Consider the following 22965-nt stretch of genomic DNA (forward strand, 5'->3'; position numbering starts at 1 on the left):
CTTCTCGGGAATCCGGAATGCGTTTTTTCGTTATCTCTAAACGTTTCTCAGCCGATCAATCCGATCCACTTCCAGTAAGGCACGCTCGCCATGACCGCCGCCATTGCCGCGACGGCATACCCGAGCGCCATCCATTGGCCTTGCCGATGGCTGAACGACTTGCCTTCCGCGCTATAGTAGGCGGTCAAATATGTCGGAGATTGATAAGCGAAGAAGAACGGATCCGTCGACAGCAAGATGACGAACACGAGCACCCAAGGGTGGATGCCGGCTTGCTCGGCGAGAGGCAGCAGCGCCACGACCAGCAAAATAAGCGCCGGGTCGTCCCTAACGATGAACGTGACGATGAACGACAGCAGCATGACCGCGGCGAGGAACAACATCGGCTGATCGATGAACGCAGACATTCGATCCCCAAGGAAAGACGACATCGCTTCTACGATGCCGAGCTGCTTCGCCGCTTCGGCGAAGCTGAACGCGATGCCGATGAAGAGCAGGAACGTCCAATCCACACCCGTCTTGAGCGTCTGCGTATCCAATGTTTTCGTAATGACCAATACGGAAAACCCGATGAGCAGCACCCAGGCGTTGTCGATGCCGTGAAGCGGTTGAAGGATGAGCATCGCTATGCACCCGACGACGGTCCATACCGTCACGCGCTCTTCTCTGGACAGCTTGCCGATCAGCTTCAGCTGGTCGTCGATCACTTCGCGGGAAACCGGTCTAGCGGGCGCCACGTTACGGAACTTCATGAACAAGAAGCCGAGGATGATAGCGGCGAAGATTAGAAACGCCGGCAAAGCGTACAGGAACCATTCGAACCAGTTCGGCTGCTTCGCGCCGTGCACGAGACCGAACGCCATTACGTTGCTGTACGAGCCCGTCAGCATGAACGGTGCCGCGAAGCCGTAGAATACCATCGCGGCAAGCCCCAATCCAGCGGCCCCGTCGCTTCGGTCCTTGAAGCCCATCGATTCCGACAGCGTACGCGCGATCGGCACGCCGAGCGTAACCTTCGCGGAGGAAGACGGGATAAGCGGATTGAGCAGCGTGCCCCCTGCCACGATTCCCCATAGCTGTCCGCGGTAATTGGCGGGAAATCGCTTAAGCGCGTGCAGCGATAATCGGAATAGAATACCCGACTTCGTGATAACCGCGCCTAGGGCGAGAATGAACAGCATGTATAACCACGTCGTGGACGAGAAGCCCGACAACGCCACCTCCGGCGTTACTAAGCCTCCTAGCACCCAGAACATCGCCATGAGCAGCGCTACGACATAGTCCGGGATCACGTTAACGATCCAGAGCGCCACGGCGGCCAAGCCTATTCCTATGAAATCCATGCCGTGACGCGACAGCCCCGCCACCGGATCCGCGAAGTGAAAATACCCGAGGCAGCCTGCGGCGATCGCTAGCGCGATGACGCCGCTCCACCGGCTTCCACTGAGCAGATTGCCGGCTTTGGAAGCCAAATCATTCGTAATCTGGCGATCCAGCTTCTGCTTCGCCAGCCGGTAAGCCCGCTCGTCGGCGTCGACATCCGCGGCAAGTCCCGCCGCCCCACTTCCGGCCGTCGTCGCTAACGCCTCCGCCATCGCCAAATGCTCGAGCGCCTTCGCTTTCATCCCGATCGCGCGGCTAATCTCGGCTGCCCGCTCATGCAGCAGCACGAGCTGGCCCGTGCTAAACCCATGCCCTGACGCCTCTAGCGTCGCCTCGACTTTAACGAAACCGGCCTCCCGCGCATTCATCGCGCAATTGCGCAAATAACGATCGAGCACGCCGAACTCCGCGCTCCCGAGCGCTTCGATCGGGCACCTATCCAGCGCGTCCCAGCCCTCCGCATCGTCGGGAGCGACCGCGAAGATCCGTATCGCGTCCGCCCACTGCTCCGCCTCCGCGTACATTCGGATCGCCGCGTCCCAGTTTCCGTCCGCGCACCACACCCGCTCTGCTATTTCACGAAGCTCGCTCAACTGCTCCGTAGCGTACCGATCTGCCAGCCGCGCACGCAGCATCCCGCGTACGGCCGCCGTTACCGCGAACCATTGCGATGCTTGTTCTTCAGAGCGCTCGCCTTCAACATCTCCTTCGGCTTCCTCGAACCGGATGAACTCCTCCCACCGAGGCATCCATTCCGCGATCCGTTCCACCGCTTCGATGCCGAACTGCTCGCGCGCAAGCTTCCGGTTCACCCTCGGGAATAACGAGCATGCCTCCACGAACTCGCACCACGCGGTAGGCAATGCCTCCAGCGCCTGCGAAATCCACCTTGCCTTCTCTTCATTCGATTGCTGCAATCTATCGTTCGTCTGCACGAGCCGAGAGGAAAGCAACCCGATGAAATATTTAGAGACGACCGGATGCTCGTCGATCAGCTTCTCGAACATCTCCTTATCCATCACGAAAAGCACCGAATCGGTCGCGGTCCTCGCGGTAGCCGACCTCGCTTCCCCCGTCAAGAGCGCCATTTCGCCGAACGTATCCCCTTCGCTCAGCTCCGCTAACGGCCTGCTGCCGCCGTCCGGCAACGCCGACGAAAGCTGCACTTTGCCCCTCTCGATCAGGAACATGCTGTCCCCGGCATCGCCCTGCTCGAACAACAGCTTCCCCGCCTGCAGCTCGCGCTTGTCCAATTTGCCTAATATTTTCGCCAACTCGATATTCGTTAGCCCGCTGAAAATCCGAAATCCCGCTATCGTCGCCATAATCTAATAGATCCCTCTAGTAGCCATAATTTCAATATCCTTATCTTACATTATCGTTAACCTATTATATAGACGCAAAAGTCCGGACTCCGGGGCGGCGCTGAACAACTTTCAAGAGCTGCGCGACCCATCAAGAAGCTGATCACGAAGAAGATTCCACAGCAGGAAGATCATCCGTATTCGATGGAGGCTATGATCCTGCCGGGAGGGCGTGAAGCCGGGTGGACTCGGAGTTTCGTCGCTGTAGCCTCGTTTAGCGAGGTTGCAGTGGACGCGCTCGGAGTTTCGTCGCTGTAGCCTCGTTTGGCAAGGTTGCAGTGGACGCGCTCGAAGTTTCGTCGCTGTAGCCTCGTTTGGCGAGGTTGCAGTGGATACGCTCGGAGTTTCGTCGCTGTAGCCTCGTTTAGCGAGGTTACAGCGGGTGCGCTCGGAGTTTCGTCGCTGTAGCCTCGTTTGGCGAGGTTACAGCGGGTGCGCTCGGAGTTTCGTCGCTGTAGCCTCGTTTGGCGAGGTTGCAGTGGGTGCGCTCGGAGTTTCGTCGCTGTAGCCTCGTTTGGCAAGGTTGCAGTGGGTGCGCTCGGAGTTTCGTCGCTGTAGCCTCGTTTAGCGAGGTTACAGCGGGCGCCCTCGGCGTTTTACGACTTTCTTCTCGGGAACCGAGGTTACTAAAACGCATTTCTGTAGTCATCCAAGTTAATTCGTCCGCGCGCAAAGCGCAAAAAAACAGCCCGGTTGCCCGGACTGCCCTGTTTAATCGCGATAATTAACCTTGCTTGCGCGGTTTTTTCTCTTCCGTGTGCAGGGTGCGTTGCACGGACGACGTACCGTCGTCGTAGCGGCGACGCTCCTTGCGTTCGATCTGCACGATTCTGCCGTCGTGTACGACGATGTTCACCTCGCCGTATTCCAACCCGTTCACTTGCTCAGCGATGCGCGAGAGCCAACGATCGTCTACTTCTACCGGTTTCGCCATCCGAATCCCCTCCACATTCCTCTTGTTTATCTTTCATGCTCGCGGCTCATGCGGCTTTCCACGATCGACTTAATGACTAGCGTGATGATCGCTAGGATCATTAACAGCGACGCGACGGCGAATGAGGCGCTGAATTGATACTCGTTGTATAAAATTTCGATGTGCAACGGCAGCGTGTTCGTCTCTCCGCGGATATGTCCCGATACGACGGACACGGCGCCGAATTCTCCCATCGCCCTGGCGTTGCACAGAATCAAGCCGTACAACAACCCCCACTTGATATTCGGCAGCGTTACCTTGAAGAACACTCGCCAGCCTCGGGCGCCAAGCGTAACCGCAGCCTCTTCGTCCTGCGTGCCCTGCGCTTCCATGATCGGAATGAGCTCCCTAGCCACGAACGGGAAGGTTACGAACATCGTCGCAAGAACAATGCCCGGCGTAGCGAAAATAATGTGAATGTCGTGTGCTTGTAACCATGGGCCCATGAACCCCTGCGCTCCGAACAATAGAACGAAGATGAGACCGCTGACGACCGGCGATACCGCGAAAGGCAGATCGATCAGCGTGACGAGCAGGTTTTTGCTGCGAAACTTGAACTTCGTGATCGCCCATGCCGCCGCTACGCCGAATATCGCATTAAGCGGAACGGCAATCGCCGCCGTAACGAGCGTTAGCTTCAGCGCCGACATCGCATCCGGATCCTTCAGCGCGCTTACGTACGATTCCCAGCCTTTACGCAAAGACTCGGTAATGACCGTGATCATCGGTAGCACGACGATTAGAGCTACGAAAAGCAAAGCGATCGAGATGAGCACCCAACGTACAATCGGCGACTCCGTCATATGAGGGCGAGTTTTCGTGCTTTTACCGGAGCGCGGGTTCGTAACGATTCCAGCCATAGTCTTACGCCTCCTTCGAAACGACGCGCAGACGGCGGTTAGACCATCGTTGCAGCAAGTTGATGCCTAGCAAGAGCACGAAGGAGATGAGGAGCAAGCCGACCGCGACGGCGGCCGCTTGGCTGTACTGGTACTGCTCAAGCTTCGTGATGATCAGGAGCGGCGCGATCTCGGTTTTCATCGGCATGTTGCCGGAGATGAAGACGACCGAGCCGTATTCGCCGATGCCGCGGGCGAAGGCGAGCGCGAAGCCAGTCAGCAGCGGCGGCAGCAGCTCCGGCAAAATCACTTTGCGGAACGTGCGCAGCCGGTAAGCACCGAGCAATACGGCCGCCTCCTCCATATCGGACTCCATATCCTGAAGTACCGGTTGCACCGTTCTTACGACGAACGGAAGTCCGATGAAGATAAGCGCCAGCGTAATGCCAAGCGGCGTGTAAGCGACCTTAATGCCGAGCGGTTCCAGGAGTGACCCGATCCACCCCTTCGGCGCGTAGATCGTCGTAAGGGCGATACCCGCCACCGCCGTCGGCAACGCGAAGGGGAGATCGATAAGTCCGTCGATAATTCTTTTGCCCGGAAAACGATACCGCACGAGCACCCAGGCAAGCAGCAACCCGAATACGAGATTCGCCAGCGCCGCGTAGAAGGAAGTCAGCAAACTCAGCTTATAGGAGGCGACTACCCGCGGGTTCGTAACCGTATCCCACCACTCCGAAGGGGAGAGATCGAGCGATTTGATGACCAAGGCCGCGAGCGGGATCAGCACAATCAAGCTTAGGTAGAGCACCGTGAATCCGAGCGAGAGATTAAATCCCGGGAGCACCCGGTCCGCTTTGCGTTGTCGCATCATTGTCCTGCCTTAACCCCTCTGGCCGGCCCTCTCTTAGGATCCCGGCGTATAAATTTTGTCGAACGTGCCGCCATCGGCGAAATGCTTAGCTTGCGCTTCTTTCCAGCCGCCGAAATCCTGGTCGATTTGCAGCAGGTTCAATGCCGGGAATTGATCCTTGTATTTGTCTGCTACCGATTGCAGGCGCGGACGGTAGAAGTTTTGCGCCGCGATTTCTTGGCCTTGCTCGGAGTACAAGTATTTCAGATAAGCGTCCGCCGCTTCGCGGGTGCCTTTCTTATCCACGTTCTTATCGACAATCGCTACCGGCGGCTCCGCCAAAATGCTGAGCGAAGGCGTTACGATTTCGAACTTGTCGCCGTACTCTTTCAATGCCAGATACGCTTCGTTCTCCCATGCGAGCAGTACGTCGCCGATGCCCTTCTCTACGAAAGTCGTCGTCGAACCGCGTGCCCCCGTATCCAGAACCGGTACGTTTTTGTACAGCTTGTGGAGGAAATTGAGCGTCTGCGTCTCGTCGTAACCTAGCGTCTTCTGCGCATAGCCCCAAGCGGCCAAGTAGTTCCAGCGTGCGCCGCCCGACGTCTTCGGATTCGGTGTAATGACTCCGACTCCGTCCTTGATCAGATCGTTCCAGTCTTTAATTCCTTTCGGATTTCCTTTGCGTACGAGGAAGACGATCGTCGACGTGTACGGCGTGCTGTTATTCTCGTAAGACTTTTGCCAGTCGGGCTTCAGCAAGCCTTTGTCCGCGACCGCGTCGATATCGTAACCGAGGGCGAGCGTCACGACGTCCGCTTCCAGACCGTCGATGACCGAGCGGGCTTGCGCGCCGGAACCGCCGTGGGATTGCTTGATCGTGATTTCTCCGCCCGTCGTCTGCTTCCAATATTCGGCGAAGCTTTTGTTGAACGCCTCGTAAAGTTCGCGAGTCGGGTCATAAGAAACGTTGAGCAGTTCGATCGGATCCGGAATCTTGCTCGGTTCGGCAGCCGATCCGCTTGGCGATGCTGCGTTCGACGGAGTAGCCGAGGAACCGTTGTTGTTATCGTTATTTGAACCGCAAGCCGACAATGCCGTTACAATCAGTATCGCGATAAGGACCGATTGGAATTTTTTAAATGTTGTCATTTTCATACACCCCAATGTGTTGTAATGTTGCCTCTTCACTCCGGTTGGCCTGACCGGTCGCTTTAGGACATGATTCCCGATAATTCCTACAAGGTTTATAATTCCTACCCGTTTACTAGGTATTGGGGAAATAATAACAGGGCGCCTAGCCCCCTGTCAATAAGTGCTATAAAAATAATTGATAATTTCTGGGCGACTAGTTACGCGTAAAGAAATCGATCGACGTACCACGCGATAACCTGATCGCCGTAATAATAGACGATCAGCGCTCCGAGCGCGATGAACGGACCGAACGGAATAACCGCGTCTCTCTCCCGTTGTCCCGCGAGCGTGCGAGCCCAGCTGAATACGAGCCCGCATACGCTGGCCGCGAACAAGCTTAGCAGCGTAAGCTTAATGCCTAGCGCAATGCCAATGAACGCATAGAGCTTGACGTCGCCCCCACCCATCGTCTCTTTCTTCAACAGATGCCCCGTAATTACGCCGATTAGGAACAGAATCCCGCTGCCGACGAACATGGCGGCGAAGTAATTCCACAGCGGCAGCGGATGGCTCCAAAGCCTGAGCAAGGCGGCGCCCGCGATGCCGACCGCGACGACGGCGTTCGGAATGCGCAAGCTTTGCAAGTCGGTCTGCGTAATGACGATAAGAATGCAGGTAACGAATAAAGCGACGGCCAATTCCCGTTGAAGCCCGAGAATGAGGTATGTAATCGCGAACAATATTCCCGTGGCGAGCTCGCCTATCGGATAACGCGCGGAGATCGGATCTTTGCAGTAGCGACAAAGCCCGCGCAGGAACAAATAGCTGAATACCGGCACAAGATCGAGCGAGCCTAGCGTATGCTCGCATTTTGCGCAGCGCGAAGGAGGATAGGCTATCGATTGCCCCGCAAGCACGCGAATAGCGACCACGTTCAGAAAGCTGCCGATAAGGAGACCGGACAAGAACAGAAGCATCGTCGTTAATAGATTCATATGGCCTCCCGCTCTTAATGAAAAATTAAAAACCGGCAAAATTCTTTATGGGTTCCATAAAGAATCGGCCGGTTTAGTGTAATGCTCCTGATGGCGCTATCCCCGATGATTTCGGCCTCGCACGTGCACGACTTCGACGAACGGACGGACGCGATCCATGAGACGCTGTCCCTTATGCATCTCTTCGCCTTCCTTGTGCGTGAAGCTGAAGTGCTTCTCCAGCGCCTCCAGATCGTGGTTCGACGTATAGAACGTCGGTTTGCGGTTCATGCGATGGTTAAGAATGGCGCCCAATACGTGGTCGCGCACCCAAGGGCTTAAGTTTTCCGCCCCGATATCGTCGAAGACGAGCAAATCCGCTTCTTTCATCAGCGTGATCGTCTCTTTCATCTGCTGCGGCTCCAGCATGAGCGCCTTGACGTCTTCCACGAAATCCGGCATATAGACGATTACGCCGGAGAAGCCTTCCTTCGCCAGCTTCTGAAGCATGAACCCCGCCAAATACGTTTTTCCCGTGCCGAAGTCCCCCTGCAAATACAAGCCTTTCTTCTGCAGTCCTTCGCTTCGCGTCTTCTCGATGTAACCGAGCAGATCCATGACGGCCGGCTCCCGGCTCGGATCGAGATCGAGCATTTCCGACGGGTCGTATTCCGCTCCGAGAATGGTTTCGTCTACGAAGAAATTCGTAATCCGCTTGCGAATTTGCTGTTGTTGCTCGTTTACCGTCCATTTGGAGCAAGCAATTTTCTCGTCTACCACTTGCCAACGTCCGTTCAGCGGCGAGCACGTAATGCCTGTGTAATGACCTTGCATATCGTTCGGACATTTCGCCAACCCCGGGCATTGCTTGCAATTGCGGACTTCGACCGACATCTGATAGAGCCGGTTCATATTAAGTCGCAACGTCTTATCGTCCACGTCGGGATAACGGGAACGAAGCTTCAGCACGAGCGGGTCGTTCAATACTTGCTCGGCCAACTGATCGGAACGCTCCGCTCCTCCGAACTGTGGCAATCGGCGAAGCGCTTCTCCCAAAGATTCCATCTTCCCGTCCCCCTGTTCCCTTTAGCGTTCTTCCTTCATTCTGCGGGCGAGCTCGCGCATCTTCTCCCGCTCTTCCGGCGACACTTCCCGCACTGGTCCTTCGTCCTTGACGACCGGCATCGACGGCTTGCGGCTCGCCGCGCCGCGTCCTTGCCGGGTTCCTCCGCCGCTTCCGCGCGCGGACGGCGCATCTCCGTTGCGTTTACGCTCAAGCGCCGCGTTCAGCTTCTCCTGCTCCCTTACGTACATGACTGCTTTGTCGAGCGTATCGATGCCCTTGGCGAGCATATTGGAGGCGATCGAATCGATGAACGATTTCGTAAGGCGTTGATTGCTGCTCATTCCGAGCACGTAATGGATGAGCACGTTGATGACCGGCTCGGGCAGCTTGTAGTTCATATCGATCTTCTCGAACATACGGATGAAGGCATCCGGAACCGCGCCCGGAAAATACCGCTCCAGCATGCGCGTGTACGGCTCTCTGCGTAGCATCTCGTTGTACTGGCTTGGCGTAACCTCGGCCAAAAACCGCTCCGGCACGTCCAATTGAATCGTAGAAGTCGCGGCCGCGGCGATCGATGCTTCTTCGGTCGTCCGGCCTTCGCCGCGCGACAAAAAGCGCTCTCGCTCTTCGTCCCGCTTGCGGCTCTGACGGTACATCAGATTGGCGCGGTTTTGCAGCTCGTCCCAGACAAGCGTCCCGTCCGCGTGGAAAGTCCCATCTTCGTCGAGCAGACGGCAAATTTCCGGCACTTCAAGATCGTACTTGTACGCGAGATAGTTGAGTTGCTCGAGCAGCTCCGGCGATCGGTTCAACCGCTCCACGTGAACGCGGTTCGCCGAGCCTTTCGGGAATCGCATCATCATGTCGCTATGGCGGATTTTCTCTTGTCCGCGGAACGAAGGCGCCCGCTCGGCGGCGGACGCGCTCTCCGTCCAACCGGATTCGAGCTCCGGATCGACGGATCCCGCTCCGATCTGGAACAGCTCGTAGAACGGAACCGTCGCTTCCTCGCGGTTCATGAAACGCGTGAGCTCCTGCGGAGGCACAGGAACGAATTGTTCCCGCAGTTCAAGCAACCCTGGCTTGCCTAGCTTGTCCCGCAACAGCAACGTCAAATGCAAATTGGAGAAAAACTCCGCCGGCTGAAGCGGTCGGATTAACGCGTATTCGTATAAGGTTTCCTCGGTTAACGGATTATGATGACGGAAAACTTGCATCAGACCGACCGCTTCGAGCTTCGAAGCCGCCTCGATCACGTTTTTGCGTCCGGTTGCGCCGGGCTCGACGCCGAGTCCTAGAAACAGTCCGCGTTGCGATGCGATCGGCGTATATCCGGTCTGGTCGTCCGCGATCTGATGATATAACAATTGATAGAGGCCCATCGACATGGCGCCAACCATCGGCTGATAGAGAGAGAACAGAACCTTGCGGTCGAGAGCGCTAAGCGCGAAATCCCGATTCGCGTAATAACGGTGATTCTCGGTAAATTCCATAAGATTCGATACGCGCATCGCGGAATCGACAACCTTTTCGCTAGAGAATGATTTCTCTATTGTAGCACACTCGGCTATCGGCCATAGATAGAAAAATAGAGCCAATCTAGGCTCTTTGCGCATGGATTCAAGGAAACCGATCTCTATTATGAACTTGATTGACCGCTTTCGGGCTCTATGCGGAACACCCAAAGTTTGTAGCCCAAATAGTTCACGATCAACGATACGACGACGGAACACGCTTTGGCCGCCGCGGCCGTCATTCCCATGTTCTCCAAGGCAAGCAACGTCGCGGTCGAGGCCGCGAAGGATAGCAAGTTCACGGCAACGAAGCGAACGATGTCGCCGGCCTGACGCTTTTTGTTCACTTGGAACGTCCATCTGCGATTTAATAGATAGCTGTTCCCGATCGCGACGCCGTAGGACACCGTTTGCGCCCAAGCGGAACCGAAACCCGCCGCGTACACCAAAACGCAAAAAACGACGAAGTCCACGCCCGTATTCATAATGCCTACGAGCGCGTATTTCGCCATTCTGATCATTTCCGACCGCTTGAACATCTACTAATAGCCCCCTTCGCAGCATCGGGGCCGCAGGTTAGAACATTTTGTAGCCGCCGCGTCTTAATGCGCGAATCGCCCATCCACTTATGTAAGCGCCGAACGCGCCCGCAACGACGAGAATAATATCCGATACTAGCATCGACCGCACGTTCTCCGATACGGTGAGATCGGGCTGCCACAACGAATAGATCCCGATAGGCACGACGATGATCAAGAACAGCCACAGCGGCAGCCACGTCGTCTTGATCAACATGTTCAATATGAAGCCGATGCCGAAAAACAGCACTAGGCAGAGTAGCGATCCGACGATCGCGAACATGATTCCCCCAAGCATTATGCGTCCCTCCAAATTATGCAGTGCCAAACCGTTGTAAGTTACACTTACAGTGTACAAGATCGATTTCCCGCGCGTCAACGTTGCTCCCCCCTCTTCAATTACGCTACAATGGGAACAGCAAGTTGGACAAGGAGAGATGACGTATGAGCGAAGCCGCTCAAACCTTAGAAGGTTGGTACGCGCTGCACGATTTGCGCAGCATAGATTGGGAAGCTTGGAACGCGGCAAGCGCCGCGGAGAAGGATGCCGCGCTGAACGACCTGCTTGGGCTCGTAGCCGACTGGCAAGCGGTCGAGGATCGCAAGGAAGGCAGCCTGGCGCTATACACGGTCGTCGGACAGAAAGCCGATCTGATCTTCATGCACCTGCGGGAGACGCTGCAGGAGCTTAACGATATCGAGAACGCGTTCAACCGTTCCGCGATCGGACGGTTCATGAAAAAAGCTTATTCGTACGTAAGCGTAGTGGAACTGAGCAACTACATGGCCGCGCCGGGCGTCGATCCGATGCAAGTGCCGGAAATCGTTGCGAGGCTGAAGCCGATTTTGCCTAAGAGCAATCATATTTGCTTCTACCCGATGAACAAGAAGCGCGAGCTTCAAGACAACTGGTACATGCTTTCGATGGAAGACCGCAAAACGATGATGCGCAGCCACGGCATGATCGGTCGCGGTTACGCGGGCAAAGTCAAGCAAGTCATTTCCGGCTCCGTCGGTTTCGACGACTGGGAATGGGGCGTTACGCTGTTCGCGGACGATGCGCTTCAATTCAAGAAGCTCGTCTACGAAATGCGCTTTGACGAAGTCAGCGCCCGCTTCGGCGAGTTCGGCGCTTTCTATGTCGGCAACCTGCTGACGGGCGATGCGCTTACCAAGTTACTAAAGTAATCACGCCGCAGGGCACGGACCGGGGATCGCCTCCCCGGTCTTTTTTATCGTCGTTATGGTTAACCTTGATCTTTAAGCAGATGCTCTCCCGCGATGCCGGGAGTCGTCATCTGGACGGGATCGAGGATTTCGTCCATTTCCTCGGCGGTGAGCAGTCCCTTTTCCAGGATAAGCGCCTTTACCGACGCCCCCGTCGCCAGCGCTTCCTTCACGAGCTGCGCGGCAACGTCGTATCCGAGATGCGGATTGAGCGCCGTCACGATTCCGAAGCTATTTTCGACGTACTCCTGGCAACGCTCCCTGTTCGCCGTCATGCCTTGCAACGCGAAGCGATCTAATACATCGAGCGCATGCGCGAGTATATCTAGCGATTGCAACAGATTGAAAGCGATGACCGGCCCCATGACATTCAGCTCGAATTGTCCGGCCTCGCAAGCGAGACAGATCGTGTGGTCGTTGCCCATCACTTGGAAAGCGACCTGATTCACGACTTCGGCCATGACCGGGTTCACTTTCCCCGGCATGATGGAAGAACCCGGCTGCCTCGGCGGCAAAACAAGCTCGCTTAGCCCGACGCGCGGTCCGGATGCCATCATTCGGATGTCGTTGCATATTTTAGACAAGTTGACCGCGAGCACTTTAAGCGCGGCGGATAGCTCCGTATACGCGTCCGTATTTTGCGTAGCGTCCACGAGATCGTCCGCCGTGCGGATAGGAAGGTGCAAATCTTCCGAAAGTTTGGCGACGACTAGACGGATATAGTCCGGCGTCGCATTAAGCCCCGTACCTACCGCCGTCGCCCCCATATTCACGGCGAGCAACCCCTCCATCGCCCGTTCGATCCGACCGATATCCCGCTCCAGCACGCGGCCGTACGCGCCGAATTCTTGCCCCATCCGAATCGGCACGGCGTCCTGCAAGTGCGTCCGTCCCATTTTGAGCACGTCGTCGAACTCGGTTGCTTTGCGGATGAACGATTGCTGTGTCTGGCGAAGCGTAGCAAGCAGCTTATTGGAAGAACGGTAAGCCGCGATCCGCAGCGCCGTAGGAATGGCGTCGTTCGTCGACTGCGACATGTTCACGTGGTTATTCGGGCTGCAGTGAAAATAATCGCCTTTGGCGTAACCCAATATCTCGAGCGCCCGATTGGCCAGCACCTCGTTCATGTTCATGTTGATCGACGTGCCCGCCCCGCCTTGGATCGAATCCACGATAAATTGATCCGCCCATTGCCCGCTGGTTACCTCGGTCGCAGCTTTGGCAATCGCGTCGGCAATGTTGTTCGGCAGTCGCTTCAGCTCCGCGTTCGTCCTCGCCGCAGCCAGCTTTACATGAGCTAAAGCTCCTATCAGCGACGCGTGAACGGGTACGCCGGTAATCGGAAAATTATCGACCGCCCGCATCGTCTGAATCCCGTAGTACGCTTCCTTCGGCACGCTCAAGCTGCCGAGCGAATCTTTCTCGATTCGTTCGCCCAATTCCGACACCCCTTAAGCAAGCAACTCGCTGTAGTATATCGTTACAATTATTTATAGTGTGCCAAACTATATAGGGTGTTACCCAAACGTAAGGTAGCGAATGTACGCAAAAAAGCCGGCAACCAGTCCAATGGACTTGTTGCCGGCTTAGCCGATTTAATCTTCGTCTGCTTCGCTAAGCGCGCGCATCTGGGCTTCCCATTCCGCGCGGCGCTTCTCTTCCAAGTATTCCTGCGTCTTCCGGTCGCGCTCGCGGCCTTTCTCCTTCAGTCGCTCGATGGCGGGCTGAATGAGCAGGTCAACCTCGGCTTGTACGGTCGACACGAGATCATAACGGGATTGCGACTCCAGATAGGAGCCTACCTCCATCAGCGCGTTGTAACGGTCCAGTTCGCCACGCGTTAACAGGCCCCGCACTTGCACGCTGCAATGTCTCATTACAGGAATTTACCTTTGCGCAGCACTAGCGGAATACCGCCGATGATGAACAGGTAACGGATGTCGATAGCCTTCTTCAACCATGCGGCTACGCGACCTTTGTATTTACGACCGAACGCGATCCCGATCGCTTCGCCTTTACCAAGCGACGCAACCGTACCTTTGTTCGAGAACGCGAACTTCTTAAGCGGCTGGTTACGGATCGAAGCAACCAGGTTGTGCGCGCAGTTAACGCCTTGTTGCATGGCCATTTGCGCGGTCGGCGGATATGGACGGCCTTGTTCGTTGAACAACAAGGAGTTGTCGCCGAGGATGAAGATGTTATCGTGACCAGGAGCGCGAAGGAACTCGTCTACTTTCACGCGACCTCTCATCGTCTCGAAACCGGCTTCTTCGATCAAGCGGTTGCCGCGTACGCCGCCGGTCCAGATAACCGTCTGCGATTTGATCTCTTCGCCTTCGCCGACGATAACGCCGTCCGGGCTGCACTCTTTGATCGCCGTGCCGATGCGGAACGTAACGCCTTTCTTCTGAAGCACGTTCATCGCGTATTCGACCAGTTCCGGATCGAAGCCCGGCAACGCGGTCGGAGCCGCTTCGATGTTGATGATCTTAACGAGCTGCGGATCAACGTCGAATTGCTTGCACAGTTCCGGAATACGGTCGGCCAACTCGCCGATGAACTCGATGCCCGTGAAGCCGGCGCCGCCGACTACGAACGTCAAGTAGTCCGTACGGTGCGGCTCGCGCTTGAAGCGCGCGAATTGATATTCGATATGCTCGCGGATTAGGCGAACGGAGTTAATGGAACGAATGCTCATCGCATGCTCGGCGAGTCCAGGGATGCCGAACGTCTCGGACTCTCCGCCGAGGCCGACGATCAGGTAGTCGTAAGACAGTGTGCCGTCTTCGAGGATGACTTTGCGGTCTTGCGGGCGAATTTGCACGACGGTCGATTTAACGAAGTCGATTTTGAATTCGTCGATCAGCTTGGAGATGTTAACGCGTGCGTTCTCCGGGTGATCGGTACCTGCTGCGGGCATGTGCAGGTGAGTCGTGATGTAGTGGTAGTCATGCTTGTTGACCAACGTTACATCCGCTTCATTATAGTTCAATTCCTTTTGCAGCCGAAGAGACGTCAGAACGCCGCCGTATCCCGCGCCAAGGATAACAATTTTCGGAATGCTGCTCATGTGGTAATCCCATCCAATCCTATGATGTGTTTATTTGTGAAAAATTACACAATGTCCGCCGTTAATTTGCGTCGCCGGAACTATACATGCGTATCATATCGGCTTTTTCAACAATTTTCAAGGTTCATTTTCACGAATAAATTTGTGCTACCCTACAAAATCCTTTTCATGTCTCAGTCGCAAGCTTATAATTGTAAATTAGATACAGCAGCCTGTTTCCAGGCAATTGACGGAGGTGTCCTTGACTTGACCCAGAGCATTGAATCCGCCGTAGACGTAGCGATTATCGGCGGCGGTCCTGCAGGCATGTTCGCGGCTTTTTACGGCGGCATGCGCCAGATGTCCGTAACGTTAATCGAGAGCATGCCCCAACTCGGCGGCCAACTCGCAGCGTTATACCCTGAGAAATATATTTATGATGTCGCTGGATTTCCTAAAGTAACCGCGCAAGAGCTTGTAAATAATCTAAGTTCCCAGATGAACCATTTCGAGGCGAACATACGTCTCGAAGAGAAAGTCGTGAAGGTAACGAAGCTCGAAGAACGCCTATTCGAGATCGTTACCGACAAAGGCGTCGTGCATTCGCGCGCCGTCATCATAACGGCCGGCGTCGGAGCCTTCGAGCCGCGCAAGCTCGAATTACCCGAAGCTGCGCGATTCGAGAAGAAGAATCTGCGCTATTTCGTAAGCGATTTGGAGCAATACCGCGGGCAGAAAGTGCTCATCAGCGGCGGCGGCGACTCCGCGGTCGACTGGGCGCTTATGCTGGAGCCGATCGCGGAGCAAGTGCTGCTCGTCCATCGCCGCGATAAGTTCAGAGCGCACGAGCATAGCGTCGAGCTGCTCATGCAATCGAAAGTCAAGGTCATCACGCCGACGGAGATCACCGCTTTGCACGGCGAAGATTTGATCGAAAGCGTGACGCTGACCGACGTCAAATCCGGCGAGGTTACCGAGTATGCGGTCGACGCGGTCATCATCAATTTCGGCTTCGTCAGCTCGCTCGGACCAATCGCCGAGTGGGGCATCGATATCGAGAGCGGCTCGATCGTCGTCGATTCCCGCATGGAGTCGAGCATCCCGGGCGTATTCGCCGCAGGAGATATTACGACTTATCCGGGCAAGCTGAAGCTAATTGCGGTCGGTTTTGGCGAAGCGCCTACGGCGATCAACAACGCCAAGGTATACATAGACCCTAACGCCAAGCTATCCCCAGGCCATAGCAGCAACATGAAGCTATAAATTCTAACAAAAGGGCACCCTACCTTATGATGACCGGAAGCTTCGTTCCGGAAATCACGAGGAGGGTGCCTTTATGATATGTCCCGTATGCAACGCGTTAAGCCTCCTAGCCGTTTCTTGTCCGCAATGCGGTGCCGCCGCCGAAGACGAAGGTCGTTGGAGCGACTGGAGCGGACCTTATGCTCCCTACGAACCCCATCTGCGATCCGAAGCCGAGTTCGGCGTCGAATCCGATCTCGTCTGCAGACATGCCGTCCGATGCGCGCAGTGCCAGCTTCCTTTTACTGCCGAAATTAATGCCTGGGACATCTAGCATACCCGTTCCCCGCGAAGGGTCAGCTTCCGCCTGCGAATTTCCGCGCGAAGCATATACACGAATTCCCTGTCCAACTGCAACCGCAAAGCGCTGCGGTATGCGTCGAGCAACATCTCATCCGGTAACGTCGGCAACATAAAGCCCCACATCCTCTCCACCTTTAAATGGAAGATCGTGAAGGCATCATAGCATGCGTAGAACAAGGTGGACAAGATTACCATCTATCCACAGAAGACTGTGAATAACATGTGTGAAAAATGTTGAAATCTTCTGTCAAGCCACGTCTGATCATGTGGAAATTGTGGATGAAGTTATTCACAGCCTGCGGATCGATTCGGGATATAAAATAGTTTCATAATCTATCGGCGCGCGATTAAAGCTTTCTATAGAAAATAATGTCAAATTGCGCGGATTACTGCGGTCGAGTATTGACCTCCAAAATCCAAATATGTCCGTTCCGGTCGATTCCGTAGTCGTAGCCGAGTTGCCCGATGCCCGGGAACCTGCGCTCCAGCAGCTCTGTTGACGCTTTCGTCAAATGTCGCATCTCGCTCTTCTTGCGGCCGACAAGCCTTGATGACAAAGATAGTCGAATTCCTTGCGCCGCGGTCATCTGGACGCCGCCGCGGCATAAGTTCGTAACGAATAATCCTCTTCGTGCTAACCTGCCCACCATCGACCGATAGGTCCACGTTCCGTTCTCTTTGACGTACTTAACCCGGTAATCGATCGGTCTTCCGGCGATCGTCGCCAGACGAATGCCTCGCTGGATCAAATAAGAACGTCTTCCCCGTCGTCTATTAATCTCGGACATAATCCCCCCGAAGCTCGATCTCGTTACCGTCCGCGACATGTACGTGCAGGAGTACCGTCCCCCTCCATGCTTCGATATTTTCATGACACCCAGTCCGCCGCCGCCGCGAATCGGTTTAATGACTACCATTCCGTAGCTGGAGAGCATCCCGCGTAAGTTGGCGGCATTGAATAACCTAGATGACGGAATGTGCCGCGCGATATAAGGATTCGCGGACATTACGTTCGTTTTCAGCCACTTGCTGGCAAGCTGCCGATTCATCCATCGTGGCTCCTTTCCTGAGTATACCTATACTTTACTCGGGCTAACGGACAGGTTCTTGGATGGATGACGCGGTTGTTTCGCCTGTATTTAGACATTCGACTGTAGTTTTGGCGGGTATGTATCTCCTTACGCTGCTGTTACAATCGTGAAATTTTGAATGGTTGACCCGTTGCACGGTTATTTCACGATCGTAAGAGGCAGGCGCTTCGCTCTTCAGGAGATACATACCCTCTTTTTATTGTCGAAGGCGCAAAAAACAAACTCAAAACGTGGTCATTGAGGGGGGATGGGATAGCTTGGCCGCCAGCTTGCCCAGCCTAAATGGAAGTAGCATCTTTTTGGCGTGAGCCGCATATGGAATTATATTGGCATAGTGTGAAAAGAAGGGGGCTGTTTCATGGGGAAAAATATTCGGCTGTTCACGGTTTTGGTCGCAATGGTGGTGTGGATATCCGGCTGCGGATCCGGCTCCAACGATACCGTGACCGTTAAAACCGACGAGGGCCGCGCAGAAGTGTCTAAGGACGGGGACAAAGTTACGGTGAAGACGGACGAAGGAAAAACGACGATCACGAGCAACGAAGACGACGGGACCGTCCAGTACGAAGCCTCCGACGGTAACGGAGGAACGGTAAAAGTGGAGTCGGGATCGAAGGAGCTGCCGAAAGATTTTCCGAAGGAGATTCCATTGCCCGAAGACGCCGAAATCGTAACGACCGTCAATATGTCTTCCGACCAGATGAAAGGCTACATGGTATCCCTCTCCACCGGACTAGACGTTCAGAAAGGCGCCGATTTCTACCGGGACGCACTCAAAAAAGACGGCTACGAACTAGCCGATACTTCTACTCCGGACGGCGTAACCCTGGTTGGAGAAAACGACACGTACAATATGTTCATCGTCGTGGTGCCAGACACCGCGAACGCCGGTAAAACCTCCATCACGATTACGTTTGGCGCCAAATAAACGATAAAGTACAAATATAGGTAAGCCCTTGGTCGTTCCAATTATGGCGACCAAGGGCCTTTTTACTATTTCCGATCATTTTCCAATAAAACTCTATGTAAGTGTATTTCATACAACTATTTACTGCAGGATCTTTTCGCTGAAGCATGCTAATTGCATCACGTACAACTAAATCGCCGCATTCCCGTTGTATTGGCCATTTTCCCAAATTCTAAGTGTACGAAATCCACCTAGCCCCCTGCCCACCCGACGAAATCCGAAAAGTAATTGCATGAATTGCAACTAGTAACCCTCTATTGGCTTTCTATTGGCTTGTTTGATCCGCGACGCAAAGGGCATGCAAAAACGCCTCCCGAAAGAGAGGCGCTTAAATTTGAACTTTAGTTTAGCAAGGCTCCGCTGCCGGGTTGCCCGCTTCCGTCGCCGTTCTGAAGCTAGAGCCGCAACCGCAAGTTGCGGTCGCGTTCGGATTGTGAATCGTGAACCCGCCGCCCATCGCGGACTCTTTCCAGTCGATCTCGACGCCGTTCAAATATTTGAGGCTTTGTCCGTCAACGACCACCTTTAATCCGCGAATGTCCAGTTCCTTGTCATCCGAGTGCAAGTCATCATCGAAACCCATGCCATATGAAAATCCGCTGCATCCGCCTTCGTTCACGCCAATGCGCAGAAACAAATTCGGAATTTCTTCGGCTGCGAGCATCTCCTGAATTTTCGCGCCTGCGGATTCGCTAATATTGACCATATCTGATTCCTCCCCTGCCTGATCTCTCTTAAGTATACCTTAGAGAACCTCAAGCCTCAAGTGAGGTATCTGTCGCCGCTTGCTGCCCCAATCCTTTGAGCTCGATACGAACTCTGAATTGACCTTTCTCGTTCTGAAGAAAATCGGCAAGCCTGCGGAATACTTGAGCCAGCTCCGGGCCGGACGAATCGGTGTCCAGCGTATAACGGAATTGGTCGGCCGACAAGCCGCGCACTTTGGCACGATCGGCTTCGCGAACGTCGTTGTCTTGCAGGCGACGCCATTCCTTGGAAGGCTCGAACTTGTCCGCGCGTCTTACGATTTGCTCGTAAATGTGCTGTTTTTTGAGCCACATGTAGTATTGAATCGGGTTCGACAACTGCCAAGCGGCGCTCAGGTCCTTGATCGTATAGGCGGCCCGGTATTGTTGAAGCGTCTGGATTTTCTCCGCTTCGTCCAGTTGCTCCAATTCGCTCAGCGGTAAAATTTCTGGTTTCAATTGCATACACCTCCCACTTTAGATTTTCTTTACCTTATTTCCCCTATAACATAACCAAAAAATGTTTATTATTCAAGTTGATTCCCGATTTTGAACGGGTTTATACATTTCATTTTTCCAGTTGCCGGAGGTTGGACATAGGTTTATAATTGTTACAGTTGTTTACTCGTTGTTTTCATACTTCTTTTAGAAAGTTATTTTTTTCACAATTTATTCTACCTAGAGTCTACAGCTTATAGGAGGCGAATGCCTTGACGCTCGTCACGACGCATCCCGACCGCCAAATGGCGGAAATCGCTGACAAAGTACGTAACGGCGAACGTTTATCGATGGAGGATGGCGTATTCCTCTACCGTTCGGACGACTTGCTTACGATCGGCCAATTAGCCAACGAAGTTAACTTGCGCAAGAACGGCAAGAAAGTGTATTTCATTGAAAACATGAGCTTGTATTTCACGAACGTATGCGAAGCTCACTGCGCGTTCTGCAATTTCCGCAAGGACGAAGGCGACGAAGGCGCCTACACACTTACGCCGGAGCAGATGATCGAATACGTCGACCAACACATCCACCCGGGCGTCCGCGAGTTCCATATCGTCGGCGGGCATAACGTCCACGTTCCGTTCGAGTACTACGTCGAATCGATTCGCGCCTTGAAGCAGAAATACCCCGACGTAACGATGAAAGCTTATACGGCGGCGGAGATCGACTTCTTCTCCCGCATCTCCGGCAAGACTTACAAGGAAGTATTGGAAACGCTGATCGAAGCCGGCTTGGAAACGTTAACCGGCGGCGGCGCGGAAATTTTATCCGATCAATACCGTAAAAAAATGCGGGTAGACAAAGCGAATATCGCGCAATATTTGGACGTTCATCGCACCGCTCACGAGCTTGGCCTTCGCACGCACACGACGATGCTGTACGGATCGATCGAATCGGTCGAGGAACGCGTACAGCATATGCTTCACATTCGGGAGCTGCAAGATCAGACGAACGGCTTCCAAGTATTCATTCCGCTGTCGATGCAGCCGATCAGCCCGAAAGCCGGCATTCGCCGTCGCAACTCCGCTTACGACGACTTAAAGGCGATCGCGATCAGCCGTCTGATGTTGGACAATATCCAGCATATCAAAGCTTACTTCATCAATATCGGCACGCAGCTGACGCAGTTGGCTCTGACGATGGGTGCATCCGACGCGCACGGCACGATCGTCCGTGAACGGATCAGCCACTCGGCTGGCGCTTTGACTCCGGCAGGCATTACGAGGGAAGATTTGATCTGGCTTATCAAAGGCGCCGGCCGCATTCCGGTCGAACGCGACACGTTCTACAACGAAATCAAAATATACGAGTAACAACAGAGAGCCCCGTCGGGAAGACTGGGGCTTTTCCGTGTCATACTAACGATTACACGAGGCGTACACAAAGGAGATCTGTAAGATGAGCAATATCGTTATTTTGGGTGGCGGATACGGCGGTTTAACCGTTGCGCAGGAGCTGCTGGACCATATTCCGGACAAATCCCGAATTTACCTCGTCGACCGCATGCCTTATCAAGGCCTGAAGACGGAATACTACGCTCTAGCGGCAGGCACGGTGTCCGATATGGACATCCGCGTCGCATTCCCTATCCACCCGCAATGCGAGCTCGTATACGGCGAAATTACCGACATCGATTTGGACAAGAAGCTCGTGCACATTGAATCGCGCGATCCGCTTCCCTTCGATTCCCTGGTCATCGCGCTTGGCTGCACGGACAATTATCACGGCATCGTAGGGGTTTCGGACCATGCTTGCAGCATTCAGACGCTATCGGCTACGCGCCGCACGTACCAGCAAATCAACGATACGAAGCCTTATGGCCAAGTGACGATCGTCGGCGGCGGACTTAGCGGCGTCGAGGTAGCTTCGGAGCTGCGCGAGGCGCGTCCGGACATTAACATTCGGATTTTGGACCGGGGCGGCAGCGTCTTGTCCGCGTTCCCGGGCAAGCTGCAGCAATACGTGGCCTCTTGGTTCCGGGAGCACTATGTTGAGATGCGGTCGCACATCTGCATTACGCAACTGGAGCGCGGCGTCATCTATAACGGTACCGAGGAAATCGTAACGGACGTAACCGTATGGACCGCGGGCATTCAGCCAGTGGAGATCGTACAGCGCATGAACCAACCGAAGGATCAACAAGGCCGCCTCGTCGTCAACGAGTACCATGAGCTTCCGGACGCGCCTAACGTATACGTTATCGGCGATTGCTCCAGCCAACCCTTCTCGCCGAGCGCGCAGCTCGCCGGAGCGCAAGGCAAACAAGTCGCCGAAGTCATTAGCGCCCGCTGGAACGACAAAGAACCGAGACTGTCCCGCATCAAGCTCAAGGGAGTTCTCGGTTCGCTCGGCAAAAAATCCGGATTCGGAATTATGGGTAGCGTGCCAATGTTAGGCCGCATACCGCGCATGATCAAGAGCGGCGTTCTCTGGAGAAGCAAACGGCATTTCGGTTAAAGATCGTCGAGCAGCTTGTCGAGCGCGGATTGGCGCGATTCCTGGTCTTCGATCGCCGCCAGCACGAGCTCGTACAGCTGTTCCGCCGTCTCCGCGACGACGGATTCTCCGTTGACCAGCGCGTAAGGCGACAGGAAACATTCACCGCAATTGCCTAGGCAACCGTACTCGATAACCTCGATATGAGGAAGCTGTTCCAGCTTCTTTAGCACCAGATCGGTGCCATGGTGCATATTGCTAACGCAGAACTCTACGATGTGCATGCGAACTTATCCTTTCCCTGCGTCTGGTTACCCAGCAGTCGTCTGTTTGAAAAAAAGCGATCATGTACTATAATAGAATGAGAAAGGAGTGGATGATCATGAGTACAAATGCGCCAAGCACGCAGTATGATGAAGTACTAGATGTGCTCGATAAGTTGCGTCCGTTCCTGCAACGCGACGGCGGCGACGTCGAACTCGTCGAAGTGGAAGACGGTATCGTGAAGCTCCGCTTGATGGGCGCTTGCGGTAGTTGCCCGAGCTCGACGATTACGCTTAAAGCCGGTATCGAGCGCGCGTTGCTGGAAGAAGTCGAAGGCATTCAAGAAGTCGTTCAAGTGTTCTAATTTTCCTTATCTCAAGGAATGAAGAAGGTCTCGC

General features: G+C 54.6%; 25 protein-coding genes. 6 read left to right on the forward strand and 19 right to left on the reverse strand.

Annotation, left to right across the window (positions count from 1 at the left end; genetic code table 11):
* Window positions 1-47: 47 nt before the first annotated feature.
* The 10 genes from ACFPQ4_RS03635 to ACFPQ4_RS03680 all read right to left on the reverse strand — a co-directional run bounded on the left by ACFPQ4_RS03635 (window position 48) and on the right by ACFPQ4_RS03680 (window position 10979).
* Entirely contained in the window at window positions 48-2708 is a 2661-nt protein-coding gene (locus ACFPQ4_RS03635) for an SLC13 family permease (RefSeq protein ID WP_378110386.1), read from the reverse strand.
* A gap of 763 nt (window positions 2709-3471) precedes the next feature.
* Window positions 3472-3681, reverse strand: a complete 210-nt coding sequence (locus ACFPQ4_RS03640) for a YezD family protein (RefSeq protein WP_378110388.1) — start codon at window positions 3679-3681, stop codon at window positions 3472-3474.
* 26 nt (window positions 3682-3707) lie between these two features.
* Window positions 3708-4580 (reverse strand): sulfate ABC transporter permease subunit CysW, encoded by an 873-nt coding sequence (gene cysW, locus ACFPQ4_RS03645; RefSeq protein ID WP_378110390.1) that lies wholly within the window; start codon window positions 4578-4580, stop codon window positions 3708-3710.
* Window positions 4581-4584: 4 nt separating this feature from the next.
* On the reverse strand, window positions 4585-5433 hold the full coding sequence (gene cysT, locus ACFPQ4_RS03650) for a sulfate ABC transporter permease subunit CysT (RefSeq protein WP_378110391.1): 849 nt from the start codon (window positions 5431-5433) through the stop codon (window positions 4585-4587).
* 33 nt (window positions 5434-5466) lie between these two features.
* Window positions 5467-6564: a sulfate ABC transporter substrate-binding protein gene (locus tag ACFPQ4_RS03655; protein ID WP_378110392.1), complete on the reverse strand. Its 1098-nt coding sequence runs from the start codon at window positions 6562-6564 to the stop codon at window positions 5467-5469.
* 200 nt (window positions 6565-6764) lie between these two features.
* Window positions 6765-7541, reverse strand: a complete 777-nt coding sequence (locus tag ACFPQ4_RS03660) for a prepilin peptidase (RefSeq protein ID WP_378110393.1) — start codon at window positions 7539-7541, stop codon at window positions 6765-6767.
* Between the two features lie 96 nt (window positions 7542-7637).
* Complete coding sequence (locus ACFPQ4_RS03665; protein WP_378110394.1) at window positions 7638-8585, reverse strand: ATP-binding protein; 948 nt, start codon at window positions 8583-8585, stop codon at window positions 7638-7640.
* Between the two features lie 21 nt (window positions 8586-8606).
* Window positions 8607-10100, reverse strand: coding sequence for a DnaD domain protein (locus tag ACFPQ4_RS03670; RefSeq protein WP_378110395.1), 1494 nt, complete (start codon window positions 10098-10100; stop codon window positions 8607-8609).
* 128 nt (window positions 10101-10228) lie between these two features.
* Complete coding sequence (locus tag ACFPQ4_RS03675) at window positions 10229-10642, reverse strand: GtrA family protein (protein ID WP_378110396.1); 414 nt, start codon at window positions 10640-10642, stop codon at window positions 10229-10231.
* 37 nt (window positions 10643-10679) lie between these two features.
* Entirely contained in the window at window positions 10680-10979 is a 300-nt protein-coding gene (locus ACFPQ4_RS03680) for a YuiB family protein (protein WP_378110397.1), read from the reverse strand.
* Window positions 10980-11125: 146 nt separating this feature from the next.
* Here ACFPQ4_RS03680 and hemQ point away from each other — a divergent pair, with 146 nt between their 5' ends.
* Window positions 11126-11869: a hydrogen peroxide-dependent heme synthase gene (hemQ, locus tag ACFPQ4_RS03685; RefSeq protein ID WP_378110398.1), complete on the forward strand. Its 744-nt coding sequence runs from the start codon at window positions 11126-11128 to the stop codon at window positions 11867-11869.
* A 59-nt stretch (window positions 11870-11928) separates the two neighbouring features.
* Here the strand turns inward: hemQ and ACFPQ4_RS03690 are convergent, their stop codons facing one another.
* From ACFPQ4_RS03690 to ACFPQ4_RS03700, 3 genes are all read right to left on the reverse strand, one after another.
* Window positions 11929-13347 carry an aspartate ammonia-lyase gene (locus ACFPQ4_RS03690; protein ID WP_378110399.1) on the reverse strand — a complete coding sequence of 473 codons (1419 nt, stop codon included), beginning with the start codon at window positions 13345-13347 and terminating at the stop codon, window positions 11929-11931.
* Between the two features lie 156 nt (window positions 13348-13503).
* Complete coding sequence (locus tag ACFPQ4_RS03695; RefSeq protein WP_378110400.1) at window positions 13504-13785, reverse strand: hypothetical protein; 282 nt, start codon at window positions 13783-13785, stop codon at window positions 13504-13506.
* Window positions 13785-14978, reverse strand: coding sequence for an NAD(P)/FAD-dependent oxidoreductase (locus ACFPQ4_RS03700; protein WP_378110401.1), 1194 nt, complete (start codon window positions 14976-14978; stop codon window positions 13785-13787). The genes ACFPQ4_RS03695 and ACFPQ4_RS03700 overlap by 1 nt, the downstream gene beginning before the upstream one ends.
* Before the next feature lie 246 nt (window positions 14979-15224).
* On the opposite strand from ACFPQ4_RS03700, the gene ACFPQ4_RS03705 reads away from it, so the two are divergent.
* Window positions 15225-16220 (forward strand): NAD(P)/FAD-dependent oxidoreductase, encoded by a 996-nt coding sequence (locus ACFPQ4_RS03705; RefSeq protein WP_378110402.1) that lies wholly within the window; start codon window positions 15225-15227, stop codon window positions 16218-16220.
* Window positions 16221-16326: 106 nt separating this feature from the next.
* Here the strand turns inward: ACFPQ4_RS03705 and ACFPQ4_RS03710 are convergent, their stop codons facing one another.
* The 3 genes from ACFPQ4_RS03710 to ACFPQ4_RS03720 all read right to left on the reverse strand — a co-directional run bounded on the left by ACFPQ4_RS03710 (window position 16327) and on the right by ACFPQ4_RS03720 (window position 17611).
* Entirely contained in the window at window positions 16327-16536 is a 210-nt protein-coding gene (locus ACFPQ4_RS03710; protein ID WP_378110403.1) for a hypothetical protein, read from the reverse strand.
* Window positions 16530-16673, reverse strand: coding sequence for a sporulation histidine kinase inhibitor Sda (gene sda, locus ACFPQ4_RS03715; protein WP_378110404.1), 144 nt, complete (start codon window positions 16671-16673; stop codon window positions 16530-16532). The genes ACFPQ4_RS03710 and sda overlap by 7 nt, the downstream gene beginning before the upstream one ends.
* Window positions 16674-16948: 275 nt before the next feature.
* A complete protein-coding gene (locus ACFPQ4_RS03720) occupies window positions 16949-17611 on the reverse strand; it encodes a YheC/YheD family protein (RefSeq protein ID WP_378110405.1) in 663 nt (220 codons plus the stop codon).
* Between the two features lie 400 nt (window positions 17612-18011).
* Here ACFPQ4_RS03720 and ACFPQ4_RS03725 point away from each other — a divergent pair, with 400 nt between their 5' ends.
* A complete protein-coding gene (locus ACFPQ4_RS03725; RefSeq protein ID WP_378110406.1) occupies window positions 18012-18581 on the forward strand; it encodes a hypothetical protein in 570 nt (189 codons plus the stop codon).
* Between the two features lie 385 nt (window positions 18582-18966).
* On the opposite strand, the gene ACFPQ4_RS03730 is transcribed toward ACFPQ4_RS03725, so the two are convergent.
* Together ACFPQ4_RS03730 and ACFPQ4_RS03735 are read right to left on the reverse strand one after the other, a co-directional pair.
* Window positions 18967-19326 (reverse strand): HesB/IscA family protein, encoded by a 360-nt coding sequence (locus tag ACFPQ4_RS03730; RefSeq protein WP_378110407.1) that lies wholly within the window; start codon window positions 19324-19326, stop codon window positions 18967-18969.
* 49 nt (window positions 19327-19375) lie between these two features.
* Window positions 19376-19825: a hypothetical protein gene (locus tag ACFPQ4_RS03735; protein ID WP_378110409.1), complete on the reverse strand. Its 450-nt coding sequence runs from the start codon at window positions 19823-19825 to the stop codon at window positions 19376-19378.
* A 284-nt stretch (window positions 19826-20109) separates the two neighbouring features.
* Here ACFPQ4_RS03735 and mqnE point away from each other — a divergent pair, with 284 nt between their 5' ends.
* Together mqnE and ACFPQ4_RS03745 are read left to right on the forward strand one after the other, a co-directional pair.
* The gene (gene mqnE, locus ACFPQ4_RS03740) at window positions 20110-21180 is read left to right on the forward strand and encodes an aminofutalosine synthase MqnE (RefSeq protein ID WP_378110532.1); all 1071 of its coding nucleotides are present in this window, start codon (window positions 20110-20112) and stop codon (window positions 21178-21180) included.
* An 85-nt stretch (window positions 21181-21265) separates the two neighbouring features.
* Window positions 21266-22324, forward strand: coding sequence for an NAD(P)/FAD-dependent oxidoreductase (locus tag ACFPQ4_RS03745; RefSeq protein ID WP_378110410.1), 1059 nt, complete (start codon window positions 21266-21268; stop codon window positions 22322-22324).
* Here ACFPQ4_RS03745 and ACFPQ4_RS03750 read toward each other — a convergent pair.
* The gene (locus tag ACFPQ4_RS03750) at window positions 22321-22587 is read right to left on the reverse strand and encodes a YuzB family protein (protein WP_378110411.1); all 267 of its coding nucleotides are present in this window, start codon (window positions 22585-22587) and stop codon (window positions 22321-22323) included. The two genes, ACFPQ4_RS03745 and ACFPQ4_RS03750, sit on opposite strands and share 4 nt — an antisense overlap.
* Window positions 22588-22685: 98 nt before the next feature.
* On the opposite strand from ACFPQ4_RS03750, the gene ACFPQ4_RS03755 reads away from it, so the two are divergent.
* Entirely contained in the window at window positions 22686-22931 is a 246-nt protein-coding gene (locus ACFPQ4_RS03755) for a NifU family protein (protein ID WP_378110412.1), read from the forward strand.
* The last annotated feature ends 34 nt before the right edge of the window (window positions 22932-22965 follow it).

The sequence above is a fragment of the Cohnella yongneupensis genome, assembly GCF_042655785.1.
In the GTDB taxonomy this organism is placed as follows: domain Bacteria; phylum Bacillota; class Bacilli; order Paenibacillales; family Paenibacillaceae; genus Cohnella; species Cohnella yongneupensis.